18 protein-coding genes and 1 pseudogene are annotated in these 16,731 nt (G+C 69.8%); 8 read left to right on the forward strand and 11 right to left on the reverse strand.

What is annotated here, in order from left to right; genetic code table 11:
* The first annotated feature begins 141 nt into the window (after positions 1 to 141).
* The 3 genes from K0O62_RS26290 to K0O62_RS26300 are packed head-to-tail and all read left to right on the forward strand — an operon-like array spanning position 142 to position 3,304.
* Positions 142 to 1,116: an alpha/beta fold hydrolase gene (locus tag K0O62_RS26290; protein ID WP_097933494.1), complete on the forward strand. Its 975-nt coding sequence runs from the start codon at positions 142 to 144 to the stop codon at positions 1,114 to 1,116.
* Positions 1,113 to 2,288, forward strand: coding sequence for an LLM class flavin-dependent oxidoreductase (locus K0O62_RS26295; protein WP_073856869.1), 1,176 nt, complete (start codon positions 1,113 to 1,115; stop codon positions 2,286 to 2,288). Before K0O62_RS26290 ends, K0O62_RS26295 begins: the two co-directional genes overlap by 4 nt.
* The gene (locus tag K0O62_RS26300; protein ID WP_073856870.1) at positions 2,288 to 3,304 is read left to right on the forward strand and encodes a zinc-binding dehydrogenase; all 1,017 of its coding nucleotides are present in this window, start codon (positions 2,288 to 2,290) and stop codon (positions 3,302 to 3,304) included. Before K0O62_RS26295 ends, K0O62_RS26300 begins: the two co-directional genes overlap by 1 nt.
* Positions 3,305 to 3,341: 37 nt before the next feature.
* On the opposite strand, the gene K0O62_RS26305 is transcribed toward K0O62_RS26300, so the two are convergent.
* Together K0O62_RS26305 and K0O62_RS26310 are read right to left on the reverse strand one after the other, a co-directional pair.
* A complete protein-coding gene (locus K0O62_RS26305; RefSeq protein ID WP_073856871.1) occupies positions 3,342 to 4,220 on the reverse strand; it encodes an SDR family NAD(P)-dependent oxidoreductase in 879 nt (292 codons plus the stop codon).
* 140 nt (positions 4,221 to 4,360) lie between these two features.
* Positions 4,361 to 4,531: pseudogene (locus tag K0O62_RS26310) on the reverse strand (CoA transferase); the annotation flags it as partial.
* A gap of 129 nt (positions 4,532 to 4,660) precedes the next feature.
* Between K0O62_RS26310 and K0O62_RS26315 the strand changes: the two are divergent.
* Entirely contained in the window at positions 4,661 to 5,398 is a 738-nt protein-coding gene (locus tag K0O62_RS26315; RefSeq protein ID WP_073856872.1) for an SIMPL domain-containing protein, read from the forward strand.
* A gap of 13 nt (positions 5,399 to 5,411) precedes the next feature.
* Here the strand turns inward: K0O62_RS26315 and K0O62_RS26320 are convergent, their stop codons facing one another.
* From K0O62_RS26320 to dacB, 5 genes are all read right to left on the reverse strand, one after another.
* Positions 5,412 to 6,017 (reverse strand): TetR/AcrR family transcriptional regulator, encoded by a 606-nt coding sequence (locus K0O62_RS26320; RefSeq protein WP_131817402.1) that lies wholly within the window; start codon positions 6,015 to 6,017, stop codon positions 5,412 to 5,414.
* Positions 6,018 to 6,094: 77 nt separating this feature from the next.
* Positions 6,095 to 6,676, reverse strand: a complete 582-nt coding sequence (gene hpt / locus K0O62_RS26325) for a hypoxanthine phosphoribosyltransferase (protein WP_073856874.1) — start codon at positions 6,674 to 6,676, stop codon at positions 6,095 to 6,097.
* Positions 6,677 to 6,689: 13 nt separating this feature from the next.
* A complete protein-coding gene (gene tilS, locus K0O62_RS26330) occupies positions 6,690 to 7,661 on the reverse strand; it encodes a tRNA lysidine(34) synthetase TilS (protein WP_073856875.1) in 972 nt (323 codons plus the stop codon).
* Positions 7,640 to 8,743: an Rv3626c family coenzyme F420 biosynthesis-associated protein gene (locus tag K0O62_RS26335; protein WP_073856942.1), complete on the reverse strand. Its 1,104-nt coding sequence runs from the start codon at positions 8,741 to 8,743 to the stop codon at positions 7,640 to 7,642. The genes tilS and K0O62_RS26335 overlap by 22 nt, the downstream gene beginning before the upstream one ends.
* Positions 8,740 to 10,116: a D-alanyl-D-alanine carboxypeptidase/D-alanyl-D-alanine endopeptidase gene (dacB, locus tag K0O62_RS26340; RefSeq protein ID WP_073856876.1), complete on the reverse strand. Its 1,377-nt coding sequence runs from the start codon at positions 10,114 to 10,116 to the stop codon at positions 8,740 to 8,742. Before dacB ends, K0O62_RS26335 begins: the two co-directional genes overlap by 4 nt.
* A 67-nt stretch (positions 10,117 to 10,183) precedes the next feature.
* Between dacB and K0O62_RS26345 the strand changes: the two genes are divergently transcribed.
* From K0O62_RS26345 to K0O62_RS26355, 3 genes are all read left to right on the forward strand, one after another.
* Positions 10,184 to 10,672 (forward strand): inorganic diphosphatase, encoded by a 489-nt coding sequence (locus K0O62_RS26345; protein WP_073856877.1) that lies wholly within the window; start codon positions 10,184 to 10,186, stop codon positions 10,670 to 10,672.
* Positions 10,673 to 10,765: 93 nt separating this feature from the next.
* Positions 10,766 to 11,287, forward strand: coding sequence for a 2-oxo-4-hydroxy-4-carboxy-5-ureidoimidazoline decarboxylase (locus K0O62_RS26350; RefSeq protein WP_073856878.1), 522 nt, complete (start codon positions 10,766 to 10,768; stop codon positions 11,285 to 11,287).
* A 27-nt stretch (positions 11,288 to 11,314) separates the two neighbouring features.
* Complete coding sequence (locus K0O62_RS26355; RefSeq protein WP_073856943.1) at positions 11,315 to 12,484, forward strand: serine hydrolase domain-containing protein; 1,170 nt, start codon at positions 11,315 to 11,317, stop codon at positions 12,482 to 12,484.
* On the opposite strand, the gene K0O62_RS26360 is transcribed toward K0O62_RS26355, so the two are convergent.
* Complete coding sequence (locus K0O62_RS26360; RefSeq protein WP_073856879.1) at positions 12,439 to 13,404, reverse strand: oxygenase MpaB family protein; 966 nt, start codon at positions 13,402 to 13,404, stop codon at positions 12,439 to 12,441. The two genes, K0O62_RS26355 and K0O62_RS26360, sit on opposite strands and share 46 nt — an antisense overlap.
* Positions 13,405 to 13,486: 82 nt before the next feature.
* Here K0O62_RS26360 and K0O62_RS26365 point away from each other — a divergent pair, with 82 nt between their 5' ends.
* Entirely contained in the window at positions 13,487 to 14,131 is a 645-nt protein-coding gene (locus K0O62_RS26365; protein WP_073856880.1) for a TetR/AcrR family transcriptional regulator, read from the forward strand.
* Here the strand turns inward: K0O62_RS26365 and K0O62_RS26370 are convergent.
* The 3 genes from K0O62_RS26370 to K0O62_RS26380 are packed head-to-tail and all read right to left on the reverse strand — an operon-like array spanning position 14,118 to position 16,605.
* Positions 14,118 to 14,591: a nitroreductase/quinone reductase family protein gene (locus K0O62_RS26370; protein WP_073856881.1), complete on the reverse strand. Its 474-nt coding sequence runs from the start codon at positions 14,589 to 14,591 to the stop codon at positions 14,118 to 14,120. The two genes, K0O62_RS26365 and K0O62_RS26370, sit on opposite strands and share 14 nt — an antisense overlap.
* Before the next feature lie 9 nt (positions 14,592 to 14,600).
* Positions 14,601 to 16,202 carry an aldehyde dehydrogenase (NADP(+)) gene (locus K0O62_RS26375; RefSeq protein ID WP_073856882.1) on the reverse strand — a complete coding sequence of 534 codons (1,602 nt, stop codon included), beginning with the start codon at positions 16,200 to 16,202 and terminating at the stop codon, positions 14,601 to 14,603.
* A 28-nt stretch (positions 16,203 to 16,230) separates the two neighbouring features.
* Positions 16,231 to 16,605 (reverse strand): hypothetical protein, encoded by a 375-nt coding sequence (locus tag K0O62_RS26380; RefSeq protein WP_073856944.1) that lies wholly within the window; start codon positions 16,603 to 16,605, stop codon positions 16,231 to 16,233.
* Between the last annotated feature and the right edge of the window lie 126 nt (positions 16,606 to 16,731).

Raw genomic sequence — 16,731 nt, forward strand, 5'->3', positions numbered from 1 at the left:
TGCGAGAGCGCGGCCGGCCCGGTCCTTCCGATATGCGCAGTTGGGAAACTTAAGGCTACCGCTTGACCAACGATCGGAAGTTCCCTGCCCACCTGCTCGGTCCTCATGGCCAGGCGCGACACAGTGTGCTTGGGTGAGATCGTGATCACACCAACCGAGCGGTTAGTCGAGACCAATGGCGTGACGCTGCGGGTGACGGAGGCCGGCGAACGCGGAAATCCGGTCGTCGTCCTGGCCCACGGCTTCCCCGAACTGGCCTATTCCTGGCGCCACCAGATCCCCGCGCTGGCCGCGGCCGGATACCACGTTCTCGCCCCCGACCAGCGGGGATACGGCGGATCGTCGCGGCCCGAGGCGATCGAGGACTACAACATCATCGAATTGACCGCCGACATCGCCGGTTTGCTCGACGATGTCGGCGCCGAGCGGGCGGTGCTGGTCGGCCACGACTGGGGCTCGCCGGTGGTGACGAATTTCCCGTTGTTCTACCCTGACCGGGTGCGGGCGGTGGCCGCCCTGAGCGTGCCGCCGATCCCGCGGTCCGCCGCCCCGCCCACCCAGATCTGGCGGGGCATCTTCGGCGACAATTTCTTCTACATCCTGTACTTCCAGGAGCCCGGAGTGGCCGATGCGGAGCTCGACGGCGATCCGGCCCGCACCTTGCGCCGGATGATGGGCGGGCTCGGCGCAGACGCCGGGGAGGCCGCGGCGCAGCGGATGGTCGCTCCAGGACCCGAAGGCTTCATCGACCGGCTGTCCGAGCCGCAGCGTCTGCCCGGCTGGATCACCGAGGCCGAACTCGAGCACTATGTCGCCGAGTTCACCCGCACCGGGTTCACCGGCCCGCTGAACTGGTACCGCAATTTCGACCGGAACTGGGAGATCACCGACCCCGCGGCGGGCAACGTGGCCGCCACCACGATCACCGCGCCACTGCTCTTCCTGGCCGGCAGCGCCGACCCGGTGCTGGGCTTCACCCCGCGCGACCGGGTCACCGAGGTCGCCACCGGCGGCTACCGCGAGGTGTTGCTCGAGGGCGCCGGGCACTGGTTGCAGCAGGAGCGCCCGGACGAGGTGAACGCGGCGCTTCTCGAGTTCCTGGGTGAGTTGCCATGAACCCGCTGAACTTCGGGGTCTTCATCACCCCGTTCCATCCGACCGGGCAGTCCCCCACCGTGGCACTGCAGTACGACATGGACCGGGTGCAGATGCTGGACCGGCTCGGCTACAACGAGGCCTGGTTCGGTGAACACCATTCCGGCGGTTACGAACTCATCGCCTGCCCAGAGGTGTTCATCGCCGCGGCCGCCGAACGCACCCGGCACATCCGGCTGGGCACCGGCGTGGTGTCCTTGCCCTACCACCATCCGCTGATGGTCGCCGACCGCTGGGTGTTGCTCGATCACCTGACCCGCGGCCGCGTGATGTTCGGCACCGGGCCGGGCGCGCTGCCGTCGGACGCCTACATGATGGGCATCGATCCGGTCGATCAGCGCCGGATGATGCAGGAGTCGCTGGAGGCCATCCTGGCCCTGTTCCGGGCGGCCCCCGATGAACGTATCGACCGGCAGACCGACTGGTTCACACTGCGCGATGCGGCGCTGCACATCCGGCCCTACACCTGGCCGTATCCGGAGATTTCCACCGCGGCAATGATTTCCCCGTCCGGCCCGCGGTTGGCCGGCCAGTTCGGCACCTCACTGCTCTCGCTGTCGATGTCGGTGCCCGGCGGCGTCGCGGCGGTGGAGACCACCTGGGACATCGTCACCGAACAGGCGCTCAAGTCCGGACGCGACGTCCCCGACCGCAGGGACTGGCGGGTGCTGGGCATCGTGCACGTCGCCGATACCAAGGAGCAGGCCATCGAGGACTGCACCTACGGGCTGCAGGATTTCGCGAACTACTTCGGGGCGGCCGGGTTCGTCCCGCTGGCCAATGCCACCGACGGGAAGGCCGAGGATGCCCGCCAGTTCGTCGAAGACTATGCGGCGAAGGGGAATTGCTGCATCGGCACCACCGAGGAGGCGATCGTCTACATCCAGGATCTCCTGGACCGCTCCGGCGGATTCGGCACGTTCCTGCTGCTGGGCCACGACTGGGCCTCCCCCGCGGCCACCTACCACTCCTACGAACTGTTCGCCCGCGAGGTGATCCCGCACTTCAAGGGGCAGCTGACCGCACCGCGCGCCTCCCACGACTGGGCCAAGGGCATGCGCGATCAGCTGCTCGGCCGGGCCGGGCAGGCCATCGTGAACGCCATCACCGAACACACCGGAGACAAGAGCTGATGCGCAGCGCGGTGCTGCGCGCCGGCCGGATGGTGGTGCGCGACGACGTGCCCGAACCGGTGCCCGGTCCCGGTCAGGTGCTGGTGGCGGTGAAGGCGTGCGGAATCTGCGGATCCGACCTGCATTTCGCCTCGCACGGGGACCAGATGCTGGCCGCGGGCGCCGAGATGGAAGGCATGCCCGACACCATGTCCGGCATCGACCTGGCGGCCGACATCTTCATGGGTCATGAGTTCAGCGCCGAGATCCTGGAGGCCGGGCCGGGCACCGACACCCATCCGCCGGGCACCCTGGTCACCTCGGTCCCGGTGCTGGTGACATCCGGCGGGCTGGACATGATCGTCTACAGCAACAGCACCGTCGGTGGCTACTCCGAACGCATGTTGCTCTCGGCCCCGCTGCTGTTGCCGGTGCCCAACGGTCTGGACGCTCGGCAGGCCGCCTTGACCGAGCCGATGGCGGTCGGCCTGCATGCGGTCAACACCTCCAGGATCGAGCGCGGTGAGGCCGCGCTGGTGATCGGGTGTGGACCCATCGGCATCGCCATCATCGCCGCGCTGCGCCACCGGGGTGTGGAAAACATTGTGGCGGCCGACTTCTCCTCCACCCGCCGGGCTCTGGCCGCGACGGTCGGCGCCCATCTGACGGTGGACCCCGCCCAGGGATCCCCGTTCCACCAGAGCGCACCGGCGGTGGTGTTCGAGGCCGTCGGCGCGCCCGGGGTCATCGATGATGTGCTGCGGCGCGCACCGGCCGGGGCGCGGGTGGTGGTCGCGGGTGTGTGCATGCAGCCCGACACCGTGCACCCGTTCTTCGCCAGCGCCAAGCAGATCAGCCTGCACTTCGTATTCGGTTATGACCCAGGTGAATTCGCCGAGTCGCTACGTGCCATCGCCGAGGGCGAGATCGACGTCACGCCACTGATCACCGGCGAGGTGGGTCTCGACGGTGTGGGGGAGGCCTTCGATCAGCTGGCCGACCCGGACCTGCACTGCAAGATCGTGGTCACCCCGTGACCGATGGATGTGGTCACCCCGTGACCGATGGATGTGGTCAGCGCTTGGAAAGCCCGGTCCCGACGAACATCGCGTTCTGCAGCCGGTAGAGCGTGCCGGGTGCTATCGCGGCCCCGGCCAGATACATCGAACCCAGTGGGTTGTTCACCGACCGCGGGCGACGACGGATGGCGTCGACCAACATGTCCGCCCCCTCGTCGACGGTGAGTGCGGTGAAGCCGCCCCAGTCGGTGGGGGCGATCATGTCGGTCTTCACCAACGGCAGGTGCACGTTGGTGAATTCGATGTCGTCGTTCAGACTTTCGACGGCGGCCACCCGGAAGAACGCCTCCAGCGCGGCCTTGGACGCGATGTAGGCGGAGAAGGTGGGCAGATTGGACAACACCCCGACCGAGGAGCTGTGCACGATGTGCCCGGATCCGCGTCTGCGCATCTCGGGCAGCAGGCGCAGGGTCAGGCCCACCGCGGCCAGATAGTTCAGCCGCATGGTGCGTTCGTAGTCGTGGAGCCGGTCCTGGGAGGCCGCAACGGATCGCATGATGGACCGGCCCGCGTTGCTGACGAAGATGTCCGGCGCACCGTGGCGGTCCAGTACGGCCTGCGCGACGCCGTCGATCCCGTCCGGGCTGGAGAGATCGCCGACCACCGCGTGCGCGACTCCGCCGGCCGCCTCGATCGAGCCGACCACGTCGGCGAGTTCCTCGGCCCGGCGCGCGGTGATCACCGTGGTGGCGCCTGCGGCCGACACCCGCTGCGCCAGCCGGCGCCCGATCCCGCTGGAGGCGCCGGTGATGAACACCACCCGCCCGTCCACCCGTGCCCGCAGGGACGGGCTGAGCGGCCGGGGTATGGGCACGGGTCTGGTCAGGACGTTGATCGAATAGCGCAATGCGCCGAGCAAGGGTTTCGGTGCCATCCTCAGGACTCCTGTCCCACGACGCCGGCGGCCCGCAGCCCGGCACAGATCGGTCCCGCCTCGGTGCCCACCTCCCGCCACCGGTCCCGCGCGGCCAGCTGCGGGTGTGCGATCAGACTCTGCATGTCGTTGAGCTCCAGGCCGTGTACGGCGGTGTCGTAGTTGCGGGCGAAATCGCCTTCACCGACCCGTTCCACCTTGATGACGCGTGCCCCGAGGTCCGCGAGATGACGGCTGGCGATCGGGGCGGCGACCGCCTGTTCCAGGCTGACCACGGTGATGCCGGCCAGCGGTAGTTCCCCGGAATCCATCAGCTCTCTCCCCGAACTCGGCAGTACCGGCATTACCGTAGTGCGGGAGCTCGGCTCTCACGCTCCCGGACCCGACATCCCGCGGCCGAGCTCACCGGCGTGCGTCCGCGCAGCCGTTAGGGTTCGATCATGACCCTCGCGAAACGATTGCCGGTCCGTGTCTGCCTCACCCTGGCCGCGGCGGCGGTGGCTGTCGGGGTGACCGGATGCGATGCGACCGCGGGACCCGTGGCCGGCGGCGACCAGTCCGCCGCGGCCCGCCAGGTGACGGTGATCGGCGCCGGCGAGGTGCAGGGCACCCCGGACACCCTGACCGTGTCGGCTGCCATGGAGGCCACCGCCTCCGATGTCACCGGTGCGCTGAACCAGACCAGCCAGCGCCAGCAGGCCGTCATCGACGCCCTGCGCGGGGCGGGGGTGGAGGACAGGGACATCAGCACCACGCAGGTGTCACTGCAACCGCAGTACAACGCCGACGGCACCAGCATCACCGCGTACCGGGCGGGCAACGCCGTCGACGTGAAGATCCGCGACGCCGACCGGGCCTCGGACATCCTGGCGCTCATCGTCAACACCGGCGGGGACGCGACTCGCATCAACTCGGTGAGCTACTCGATCGCCGACGACTCCGAGCTCGTGCGCGATGCGCGCGCCCGCGCGTTCGAGGACGCCAAGGACCGCGCCCAGCAGTACGCGGAACTGTCCGGGCTCACCCTCGGCGACGTGATCTCCATATCCGAGGCCGACGGGTCGCAGCCGCCACCGCCGGTCCCGATGCCGCGCGCCGCGATGGCCGAGTCCGTGCCGCTGGCCCCGGGCGAGCAGAGCGTCGGGTTCTCCGTGACGGTGGTCTGGGAACTGACGTGATCCCCGCCGGGGGTCACCCGGCCGCCGTGCCGTGCCGGCCGATCGCCCCCTCGGCGGGTGACGGTGCCGTCAACCCGGCGAGGATCAGGCCGCCCGCGGACTGCAGGCATTCGGCGAGTTGATCGACGTTCACGGTGCTCGCCGCCGAATGCATCGACATGGCGATCACGCCGTTCCAGGAGCCGACCAGGTAGCGCGCCAGCAGCCCGGATCCCACCGGGCGGAAGAACCCCGCGGCGATGCCCTCGTCGATCAGGCCGGCCAGGCTGACGTACAGCACGGACAGGTGCTCGGTCATCCGGGCGAGCACGGCCGCGTCCGCGGGCAGCGCGAAATCACTGACCAGCAGTCGTACCAGGAACGACCGCTCCAGCATGGCCTCGAGATACGCCTCGGCGATGTTCTCGATGCGCTCGGCCGGGGTCTTTCCGGTGCCGCGTTCCCGGACGTAGTCGGCGGCGTAGAGCATCGCGCGGTCCGCGACCGCGAGGAAGAGTCCGTCCTTGTTGCCGAAGTGCGTGTACACCGTCCCGATCGACACGTCGGCGGCCTCGGCGACATCGCTGATGTGGACGGAATCGAATGGGGCCCGGGCGAACATCGCCTCGCCGACGTCCATGATCGCAACCCGGTTGCGCGCCCGCCGGCGTTGCACCCGCCCGCCGGGCTCCGGTGTGTTGACGTGTTCGCCGCCCGTCAGGGGGTCTCGTAGACCTTGGGCTCCAGCGTCCCGATGTAGGGCAGATCGCGGTACCGCTCGGCGTAGTCCAGGCCGTACCCGACGACGAACTCATTGGGGATGTCGAAGCCCACGTACTCGATCTCGACATCGGCGCGCACCGCATCGGGCTTGCGCAGCAACGTGCACACCCGCAGCGAGCGCGGACGGCGGGTCGCCAGGTTGCGCAGCAGCCAGGACAGCGTCAGACCGGAGTCCACGATGTCCTCGACGATCAGCACGTCACGATCGTTGATGTCGCGATCGAGATCCTTGAGGATGCGCACGACGCCCGATGAGGACGTGGAGGATCCGTACGAGCTGACCGCCATGAACTCCAGCTGGGTGGGCACCGGGATGGCGCGGGCCAGATCGGTCACGAACATGACCGCACCCTTGAGCACCGTGATCAGCAGCAGATCCTGTTCAGGGGCGCCGTCCCGATAGTCGGCAGCGATCCGCTCGGCCAGTTCGGCGGTCTTGGCTTTGACTTCGGCTTCGGACAGCAGGACCGACTTGATCTCGCCGGGATACAACTCCGCAGTATCGGGCACGGACACAGCCTAGCCGGGATCAGTCGACGGGCTCCCGGTAGAGCACCAGAGTGCCGTTTCGCCGCCCGGCGAACAGTCGCTCCCGGACCAGGCCGCTCGGCACCGCCACCCCGCCCTGGCCCCGCCAGGCGACGAGCAGCGCGTCGACCGCGCGGATCTGGACGTCGGTGAGGTCACAGGCGCCGCCGTCGAGCAACCAGGCCCGGATGACACGGCGCCGGACCCCGACCGGCAGGTCGGACATCCCGGCCGCGTCCAGTCGGGTGTCGGCACCGCTTCCGGTGCGCAACCCGGCACCCGCGGCGGCCGCCAGCTCGTCGAGTGTCTCGCCGTCCTCGCGTAACGCGGTCGCGGTGCGGGCGAGGGCCTCGGCCACCCCGCCGCCGAGCACCTGCTCCAGCAGCGGCAGCACCTCGGTGCGCAGCCGGACCCGGGTGAACCGCGGGTCGGCGTTGTGCGGGTCCTGCCACGGCCGCAGCCCCAGCTCGGCGCACGCCGCGACGGTGACCGCCCGCCGGACCCCCAGCAGCGGCCGCCCCCAGGGCGGGTCGTAGGCCCGCATCCCGGACAGCGACCGGGCCCCCGAACCGCGGCCCAGACCCAGCAGCACCGTCTCGGCCTGATCGTCGAGGGTGTGGGCGAGCAGCACCGGCGCGCCGTCGCGGGCACCCTGCAGCGCGTCGTAGCGCGCCGTCCGGGCGGCGGCCTCCGGCCCGCCCACCGAGCCGACGGTCACCGGAAGAACCTGTGCGTCAACGCATCCCAGTTCAAGGGCGGCGGCGCGGGCCCGCTCCGCGACGGCCGCGGAGCCCGGCTGCAGGCGGTGGTCGACGATCAGGGCGGTGGTCGGCCGCAACCGGGTGGCCACCGCGGTCAAGGCCAGCGAATCCGCGCCGCCGGACAACGCCACACACCAACGCTGCCCGGGATGCGTTCTCCCGAACGCCGATACCGCCGCGCGCAACCGCGCTACAGGACCCGATCGATCCATCGTTGCGGTTCTTCGATCTCCGCCGGCAGCGGCAGGGTTTCGGCGTTGGTCCAGATGGTGTTGAAACGGTGCATCCCGACTCTGCCGACCACCTCGTCGACGAACACCTTGCCCCGGGTGTACTGGTTGAGCTTGGCGTCGAAGCCGAGCAGGGTGCGGATGATGCGTTGCAGGGGCGGCTGTTTGCGTTGTCGCCGATCGTCGAAACGCCGCCGGATGGTCGCCACCGTCGGTACCACCGCCGGCCCGACGGCGTCCATCACATGCTCGGCGTGCCCCTCCAGCAGCGTGCCCAGCACCAGCAACCGGTCCAGCGCCTGCCGTTGCGGCTCGGCCTGCACGGCGCGCAACAGACCGATCACACCCGACGAGTTCGCTTCCGACGCTTCGCCTTTGCGCTGTGCGCGGACGTACTCCCCGAGCCGGCCGATGACCTCACCGACCTGCTCTCCGGCGTCGTCGGTGAGCGCGGCCAGCGAGTCGGACATGTGATCGGCCAGCCAGGGATTGGCCCGGAACTGCACCCGGTGGGTCACCTCGTGCAGGCACACCCACAACCGGAAATCGGCCGGCTTGACGCGCAGCTGCCGTTCCACCGCAATGACATTCGGATAGACCAGCAGAAGTTCGCCGCGACGATCCCCCAGCCCGCCGGCGAACGGGTCGTACTGGCCCAGGATCCCGGACGAGATGAACGCCAGCACCGCACCGGTCTGCGCACCGGCCACCTTGGCGGCCAACCCGGCGGCCGGCCCCTTCGACGAGGACTCGCCGCCGCCGGTCATCACCTTCATCGACTCGGTCGCCGCGTGCACCCACTGCGGCCGGTCGATGATCCGGGCCTCGGGTACCTCGGCACCCTCGTTGAGGTGGGTGACCTCGCGCACCGGTAGTTCCGCGGCGCGGGCGGACTCGGCGAGTTCGGCGATCGCCTGGTCGCGGGTGTAGTCGGTGGTGGGCGGGGCCGGCCGGCTCAGCTTCGCACCGACACCGGCGGCGAAGGACCAGTCGACCGCGCCGCCGACGCTCAGGTTGTTCCCCCGGTCGCCCCGCTCCAGCCCACCGGGGCTGGTCCCGCTCATCCGCCGCATCCACAGGACCGCAGTTTGGCGGCCAGCGCATCCAGCGAGGTACGCCCCGTCGGCCCGGCGTTGTTGGAGATCAGCGCGAAGGTCAGCACCCGGCCGCTGGCGTCGGTCACGATGCCGGCCAGCGTGTTGGTGCCGGTCAGCGATCCGGTCTTGGCGCGCAGCCACCCCGCCGAGGCCCGGCCCTCCTCGGTGTCCAGGTAGCGGTTGGACAGGGTGCCGCTGCCGCCGGCGATCGGCAGGAGGTCCACCAGCGGACGAAGCCTCGGATGATCCTCGCCGACCGCGGCGGCGATCACCCCGTCCAGCGTCAGCGCGGTGAGCCGGTTGTCCACGGACAACCCGCTGGAATCGAGCAGGATGGCGTTCGCGGTGTCGACACCGGCGCCGCGCAGCTGACCGAGGACGGCCTGCACCGCGCCGTCGAAGCTCTGCGGCCGGTTCAGCGCCGCGGCCACCTCCCGGCCGATCGATTCGGCCATCACGTTGTCCGAGTCGTTCATCATCTGCCGCAGCCGCTCGATCAGCGGCGGGGACTGCACCGCGGCCAGCTCGTCGGCGTCCGCGGATACCGAACCGACGGTCACCGTCGCCGGGTCCACACCCAGCGCCGCGGCCAGCGCACGGCCGGCGTCCAGGCCGGGGGTGCGGGAGCGCCGCGAATCCACCGTCGTCGGCTGGGTGCGGCCGCCGTCGAGCATCACCGACTCGATCGGCGCGATGTCCCCGCCGTCGATGTCGAGCGGATCCCAGCCCGGCGCCATCGTGGGCCCGCTGTATTCGCCCAGGTCGACCTGCACCGCGGTGACCCGGGTGCCGGTGCTGCGGACCTGTTCGGCGAGATCGCTGATCCGGGCCGCGCCCTTGTACCAGGTGCGCCTGCCCGGTTCGAAGGCCGACAGGGTCGGATCCCCGCCACCGTGCAGCACCACCACGCCGGGACGGTTGCCGGCCAGGACCCGGGTGGTCAGGGTCGCGTCCCGGTCCAGCGTCAGCAGCGCAGCCGCCGCGGTGAGCACCTTGTTCGTCGACGCCGGCTGCATGGGGATGCGTTCGCCCTGTTCCCACAGTTCAGCACCGGTGACGCCGTCGGTCACCCGGCCGGTCAGCGCGCCGAGGTTCGGGTCGGCCAGCGCGGCGGCCAGCGTGGCGGTCAACCCCTTGCGGGTCGGTTCGGTGGTGGCCTCGCCCAGCGGCCGGACCCCGGGTGCGGCCGTCACCGCGGCGGGTTGTTCGGGCAGGGCACTGCGCGCCGACGTGCGTGAGGAGGTCAGCACCGCGGTGACACCGACCACGGCAGCCACCAGAACGAGTACCACCAGGCCGATCACCAGGTGGGTGGATCGGCGCCATCTCCCGGGCCGCATGCCTTGCAGCGTATCGCTCCTCTAGGGTGGACCCGCCAGAGGAAAGCAAGCCGAAGGAGCAACGCCGGTGTCGTTCGACGTCGTCATCGAGATCCCCAAGGGATCGCGCAACAAGTACGAAGTGGACCACGAGACCGGCCGCGTCAAGCTCGACCGGTACCTGTACACCTCCTTCGGATACCCGGCTGACTACGGCTTCTTCGAGGACACCCTCGGCGAGGACGGCGATCCGCTGGACGCGCTGGTGCTGCTGCCCGAGTCCGTGTTCCCCGGCTGCATCGTCGAGGCCCGCCCGGTCGCGATGTTCAAGATGACCGACGAGGCCGGCGGCGACGACAAGCTGCTGTGCGTGCCCGCCGGCGATCCGCGCTGGGACCACATCCAGGACCTCGCCGACGTGCCACCCTTCGAGCTCGAGGCCATCAAGCACTTCTTCGTGCACTACAAGGACCTGGAGCCGGGCAAGTTCGTCAAGGCCGCCGATTGGGCCGGCCGCGAAGAGGCCGAGGCCGAGCTGCAGCGCTCGATCGAGCGTTTCAAAGCACAAGGTCACTGACACTCCCCCGCGGGACTCCGCGGTGGGACACGATTTTGCCTCGATGTAACACGAGGTAACCCGGGCGTGTCCTGGCCCTTCGATCATGGATGCGTGTTGCTGCATCAAGGGATCGGCCTCGACGTGTTCAACACGCTGCCCGAACGCAAGGCCGTGCACGCGCTCTATGAGTGCGTCAACAGCTACGGGCTGGCCCGTGAGCTCGCCCGCGGCCGCCCCTACGCCGATCACGAGGCGCTGTTCCGCCGGGCCGACGCGCTGCTGTTCGCGTTGTCCGAGCCGGCGGTCGATCAACTGCTGGAAACCTGCCCGGACGTCGGCCGACGCCCCCGTAGTGCCCGGTCGGCGGCCGAGCAGTGCGCGGTGTGGGACGAGGACCCCACCACCATGGACGCCCTCAGCACGGCCGCCCGCGAGTACTTCGACCGGTACGGCTTCCCGTTCGTGATGTTCGTCGACGGCCGTTGCGCCACCGAGGTCCTGAAAGCCCTCGACAGTCGCCTGCATCACGAGGTGGAGATGGAACGCAAGATCCTGCGCAACGAACTCGCCAAGATCGGCCGGACCCGGTTGGAGCGCATGCTCGGACCCGAAGGCGGATTTCACAACTGGTGACAGCCCACCCGGTACATGATGTCGGGCATGGGAAATGTCGAAGGGTTCTGGTCGCCGGAGTTCGCCCCCCTCGCGGAGGCACTGCAGCAGGCCATCAACGACGGCGAGGAGTGCGGCGCGGCGATCGCGATCGACGTCGACGGCGAACTGGTCGTGGACATCTGGGGTGGCCACGCCGACGCGGCGCGTACGACACCCTGGACGGCCGACACCATCGTCAACGTCTGGTCCTCCACCAAGAACGTGACCGCACTGGCCGGGCTGATGCTCATCGACCGGGGACTGATCGACGCGCACACCCCGGTGGCCGAGGCCTGGCCGGAGTTCGGCGCCGCGGGTAAACAGCGAATCACATTCGGCCACTTACTGACCCACTCGTCGGGACTATCCGGGTGGGAGCAACCGGTGACACCCGAGGATCTGCTGGACTGGGACCGCTCGACCACCATGCTGGCCACCCAGGCGCCGTGGTGGGAACCGGGAACGGCCACCGGCTATCACGCGCTCACCCACGGACACCTCATCGGCGAAGTCGTCCGTCGGCTCACCGGTCAACCGTTGAAGCAGTTCGTCGCCGAGCAGATCGCCGGCCCGCTGGGTGCGGACTTCCAGATCGGCGCCCGGCCCGAAGATGCCGGACGGATCGCCGAGATCATCGCCCCCGCAGATCCGTTCGAGGGCATTCCGCCGATGGACCAGTGGAGTGAACCGATGCTCAAGACGTTCACCGGTCCGGCACCGGACCCGCTGATCGCCAACACCGCAGGATGGCGGGGCGCCGATATCGGTGCGGCCAACGGCCACACCAACGCCCGCGCGCTGGCCAGGATCCTGTCCGCAATCTCGCTGGGCGGCACCGTGGACGGGGTGACGCTGCTGCGTCCGGAGACCGTCGAGCGCATCTTCGAGACCCAGCTGGAGGGCCCCGATCTGGTGCTGGCCGGCCATCACCTGCGGATGGGCCTGGGCTTCGGATTGCCCAGTCCCGCCATCGGTTACATCCCGGACGGCAAGATCTGCTTCTGGGGTGGCTGGGGCGGTTCCTGGGAGTCGATGAATCCGGACCGGCGCACCACCATCGCGTACGTGATGAACAAGATGGGCCCCGGTATCGAGGGATCGGCCCGCACCGACCGCTACTTCCGGCTGATCTACGAGGCCCTGGGCGCGAACGACTCCAACTCGTGGCGGGTGTGAAAGGCCCGCAGCTGCTCGTAGCGGTACCGGTTGTACGCCATCGGCTCCAGCACGGCCCATTTCGGTAGCCAGCGCCGCGCCGCCTTGATTCCGGCTTTGTAACAGGAGAATTCGGCTTGCTTGGCCGGATTCCAACTGCTGTTCAGCAGTTCCTGCATCTTCGGGTGGGTTGCCGACTCGGCGCAGATACGGGCCGGGCGGGCCAGCGCGGGCACCGCGAGCTTCCACACCGGCGCCACGATCTGATGCAGCCACTGCGGGCCGAACAGGGTCGGCACCGGCGGCGCGGCGAACTGATCGGCCGCCCACTGCAGGAACGGGTTGTCCGCGAGTTCGGTCGCCGCGACCTCGTCGTAGTAGGCCTGCATCTCGGCCACCGTCGCGGGCACGTCGGCGGCCGAGGACGGGATCCCGACATCGGCCACCGCACCCACGGTGCGCCACACCACCTCCCGTTGTTCATCGGTGAAGTTCTCGCCGTAGACGGCGATGTAGCCCGCGTAGAACACGTTGAGTGAGGTGGCCCCGACCCACTTCCACAGCTTGGGGTCCAGTGCGCTGTACCGCTCGCCGTCGAACTCGCCCTTGCCCACCCCGTGCACGGCGGCGTGCTTGGTCTTCAGCCGCTGCGTGGTGGCCGCCCGGTCCGCCTCGTCGGCGAATGCCAGCGGGCCGTTCCACAGATAGCTGTTGATCCCGCGGTCGGTGAAGTTGGCGGCAAACCGGCCGCTGGCGTCGACGGCGGCGGCCACCTTGCGGTAGGCCACCTGATCGAGGGCGAGCCGGCCGAACAGGCCGAACGCCAACGGCATCCCCATCCACCAACGCACGTCGGCGGCCAGTTCGCGGTGCGGCTGGCCGGGGTCCCAGGGCTTGGGATCGCCGGTCTGCGAGTCGATCTCCGATACCGTGTCCGTCATCTTCCGGCCTCTCTGCCAAACAGGAAACGCCCGTGTGCAGATTAGGAAATCAGCATCCATCGGGCTGTGTCAAGATGTTCCGGTGAGCAAGGTCAGCCGTCGCTACGGCGGACAGTCCGCCGATGACCGGGTGGCCGAACGCCGGGCCCGGCTACTGGCGGCCGGCCTGGAGTTGATGGGCACCCGCGGCATCGCGGGCACCACCGTGCGTGGGGTCACCGAGGCCTCCGGGGTGGCGCCGCGCTACTTCTACGAGAGCTTCTCCGACATCGAGGCCCTGCACCTGGCGGTCTATGACGCGATCATCGAGGAGAGCGCGCACCGGTCGGTCACCGCGCTGGCCGACGCCCCCGACGACGACCTCGCCCGGACCCGGGCGGTGCTCAGCGAACTGGTCGACCTCATCCTCGCCGACCCGCGCAAGGGCAGGATCCTGGTCCTGGAGGCGACCGCCTCCCCGGTGCTGGGCCGGCGCAGCCTGGTCGAGTCCAGCCGCTTCGCCGGGATGCTGGCGTCCACGGCGTCCAGCGGCGGCGATCCCGGCCTGCAGCCCGAAGGCCTCCCGACGGACCTGCGACTGGTCGCCCAATTCCTGGTCGGCGGGGTGATCAGCACCATCGGGGCGGTACTGCTCGGCGATGTCGAGGTCGACCGCAAGCACCTGGTCGACGTACTGGTCAACCTGTTCGAGGCGGTCCGCGCCCCGGCGGCCGTCAAGAAAGCTTGATCGCCGCGATCTTCAGTCGGCCGACCGCGTCCTCCCACTCGGCGCGGGTGGGCAACCGGCCGCCGGAAAAGCTCATGCCCATCTGGCGTTGCGCCTTCTTCGGGCCGTAGGAAAGCGCGAGCCGCTCGACGATGTCGACGACCGCCGCCGGGTCGGTGATCAGCTCGCCGCGCATGGTGCGGGTCTTCCCGCGGTGCGACACCTGGACCGGCGCACCGCCTTTGAAGTTGTACTTCCATTGCGCCTCCAGCACGACGTAGAGCGAGCCGTCGAGCTGGTGGGCGCTGACCGGGGTCGCGTACCGCTTACCGGATTTGCGGCCGGTGAACGACACCAGCATGAAATCCGACAGCGGCCCGCCGAGCGGGGACTTGAGGGCGAACTTCAGCGCGGGGTTGACCACACGCAGGAGCGCGTCGGGGGGATGCACGGCCTCGACGGCCGCCGATTGGTCTGCCATGTCCCCACGTTAGGGCCCCTCGGCCGGGCTGACCAGCACACCGTCGACACGGCGCCACAGCCCGTCGGGGTTGCCGTCGGCAACGGCGCTGGGCAGCAAGGCTTTCGGAACGTTCTGATACGCGACGGGACGCAGGAAACGCTCGATCGCCCGGGATCCGACCGAGGTGGTCCGCGAATCCGAGGTGGCCGGGAACGGGCCGCCGTGCACCATGGCGTGGCAGACCTCGACACCGGTGGGCCAACCGTCGAACAGCACCCGTCCCGCCTTGAGTTCGAGTAGCGGCAGCAACTCACGCGCGACGTCGTGGTCGGACTCGTCGGCGTGCACGGTCGCGGTGAGCTGACCTTCGATGCCGCGGGCAACGGCCTGCATCTCGGCGGTGTCGGCACAGCGCACGATCAGGCTCGACGAGCCGAACACCTCGGCCTGCAGATCGTCCGACGCCAGGAAGGTCTGCGCATCGGTGGTGAAAAGAGCTGCGTGACAGGTTGTCTCACCGCCCGGCTCGCCGCGTCCGACCAGCTCGGCGCGCGCGGCCAGCTTCTGCACACCGGCCGCGTAGTTGCCGGCGATGACCGGTGTGAGCATCGCGGTGGCCGGAGCCGCGGCCAGCGCTGCGCGGGCGGCGGCGACGAAGGCGTCCAGGCCGGGCCCGTCGACGGCGACGATCAGTCCGGGATTGGTGCAGAACTGCCCCGACCCCAGCGTCAGCGAACCGATGAACGCCCGGCCCAGCTCGGCGCCCCGGCCACCCAGTGCACCGGGGAGCAGGAAGACCGGGTTGATCGAACTCATCTCGGCGTAGACCGGGATGGGCTCGGGGCGGGCGGCCGCCGCGGCAGCCAGCGCGAGCCCACCGCCGCGGGATCCGGTGAAGCCGACGGCCTTGATCCGCGGATCGCTGACCAGCGCGGTACCGAGACCGGGACCGGTGCCGAACAACAGCGAGAAGGTTCCGGGCGGCAGCCCGGCATCGGCGACGGCCGCGGTGACGGCGCGGGCCACGATCTCCGAGGTGCCGGGGTGCGCGTCGTGGCCCTTGACCACGACGGGGCAGCCGGCGGCCAGGGCGGACGCGGTGTCGCCACCGGCCACCGAGAACGCCAGCGGGAAGTTCGATGCGCTGAACACGGCCACCGGGCCGAGCGGGATGAAACGCTGCCGGACGTCGGGGCGCGGCACCGGCGTGCGGTCGGGTTGCGCGGTGTCGATGCGCGCGCCGTTCCAGCTGCCCTCGCGCAGCACCTCGGCAAACAGCCGCAACTGGCCGGTGGTGCGCCCGAGCTCCCCGGTGATGCGGGGCTGGGGCAGGCCGCTCTCGGCAACGGCCCGCGCGATCAGGCCCTCGCCGGCCGCTTCGAGGCGTGCGGCGATGTCGTCCAGGAATCGGGCGCGCGCCTCGGCGGTGGTGGCGCGGTACACCGGGAAGGCCTCGGCGGCTGCGGCGGCTGCAGCCTGCACATCGTTGGCGTCGCCGTAGCGGTAAACGGGGTCGAGCTGTTGCCCGGCGGCCGGGTCGAAACCTCGGATCTGCGGACCGGTACCGGTGACCGGTGTTCCGGCGATGATCATCTGGCCGGTCGGAGGGCTGGAAACGCTGGTGGTCACGTCATCAACGCTAAGCCCCCGGTGCGGGCTAGGCGCAAGCGCGGTTGCGCTGCTCCAGCAGATCGAGCACGGTGTGCCCCAACTCTGCGAGGTCCTCGCCGGATGTGGCGTCGACCAGGGTCACCCCGTCGGCCACCCCCGCGGTCTCGATGTCGGCGATCAGCCCGGCCAGCCCGCTGACGGTGCCCGCGTAGCGCACCCCGTCCGCGTCGGACCCGAGCGAGGCGTAGGCGGCACGCACGTCACCGGCGACGGCCACCAAGATGTCGAGGATCACCGCGACCTCGCCGTCGTCGCCGCGCAGCCGGGCCCGGGCCCGTCGCGCCTGCTGCAGGTCACTGGCGGACACCCGGACAACCGGGGCCGGACCGGAGGTCAGCTCACTCCACGCTTCATCTGCCACGAATAACCGCACATACCCAGGTTAGGAACGCACCGCGGCCCGGCCAACGGTTGCAATCAGCACGACCGTAAGGAAATTTTCCCGGTGCATTCACGCGCCGCTCGCGGGCCCGCCGGGGCGCTTAGT

It is taken from the genome of Mycolicibacterium diernhoferi, assembly GCF_019456655.1.
In the GTDB taxonomy this organism is placed as follows: Bacteria; Actinomycetota; Actinomycetes; order Mycobacteriales; family Mycobacteriaceae; genus Mycobacterium; species Mycobacterium diernhoferi.

What these genes read in the sequence shown, in the direction of transcription:
- K0O62_RS26335 (WP_073856942.1), bottom strand. Translation starts at nt 8,743, where the DNA reads ATGAGCGGGACCAGCCCCGGTGGGCTGGAGCGGGGCGACCGGGGGAAC.
- tilS (WP_073856875.1), bottom strand. Translation starts at nt 7,661, where the DNA reads ATGGATCGATCGGGTCCTGTAGCGCGGTTGCGCGCGGCGGTATCGGCG.
- K0O62_RS26305 (WP_073856871.1), bottom strand. Translation starts at nt 4,220, where the DNA reads ATGGCACCGAAACCCTTGCTCGGCGCATTGCGCTATTCGATCAACGTC.
- K0O62_RS26315 (WP_073856872.1), top strand. Translation starts at nt 4,661, where the DNA reads ATGACCCTCGCGAAACGATTGCCGGTCCGTGTCTGCCTCACCCTGGCC.
- K0O62_RS26320 (WP_131817402.1), bottom strand. Translation starts at nt 6,017, where the DNA reads ATGGACGTCGGCGAGGCGATGTTCGCCCGGGCCCCATTCGATTCCGTC.
- K0O62_RS26370 (WP_073856881.1), bottom strand. Translation starts at nt 14,591, where the DNA reads ATGGCAGACCAATCGGCGGCCGTCGAGGCCGTGCATCCCCCCGACGCG.
- K0O62_RS26300 (WP_073856870.1), top strand. Translation starts at nt 2,288, where the DNA reads ATGCGCAGCGCGGTGCTGCGCGCCGGCCGGATGGTGGTGCGCGACGAC.
- K0O62_RS26355 (WP_073856943.1), top strand. Translation starts at nt 11,315, where the DNA reads ATGGGAAATGTCGAAGGGTTCTGGTCGCCGGAGTTCGCCCCCCTCGCG.
- K0O62_RS26295 (WP_073856869.1), top strand. Translation starts at nt 1,113, where the DNA reads ATGAACCCGCTGAACTTCGGGGTCTTCATCACCCCGTTCCATCCGACC.
- dacB (WP_073856876.1), bottom strand. Translation starts at nt 10,116, where the DNA reads ATGCGGCCCGGGAGATGGCGCCGATCCACCCACCTGGTGATCGGCCTG.
- K0O62_RS26360 (WP_073856879.1), bottom strand. Translation starts at nt 13,404, where the DNA reads ATGACGGACACGGTATCGGAGATCGACTCGCAGACCGGCGATCCCAAG.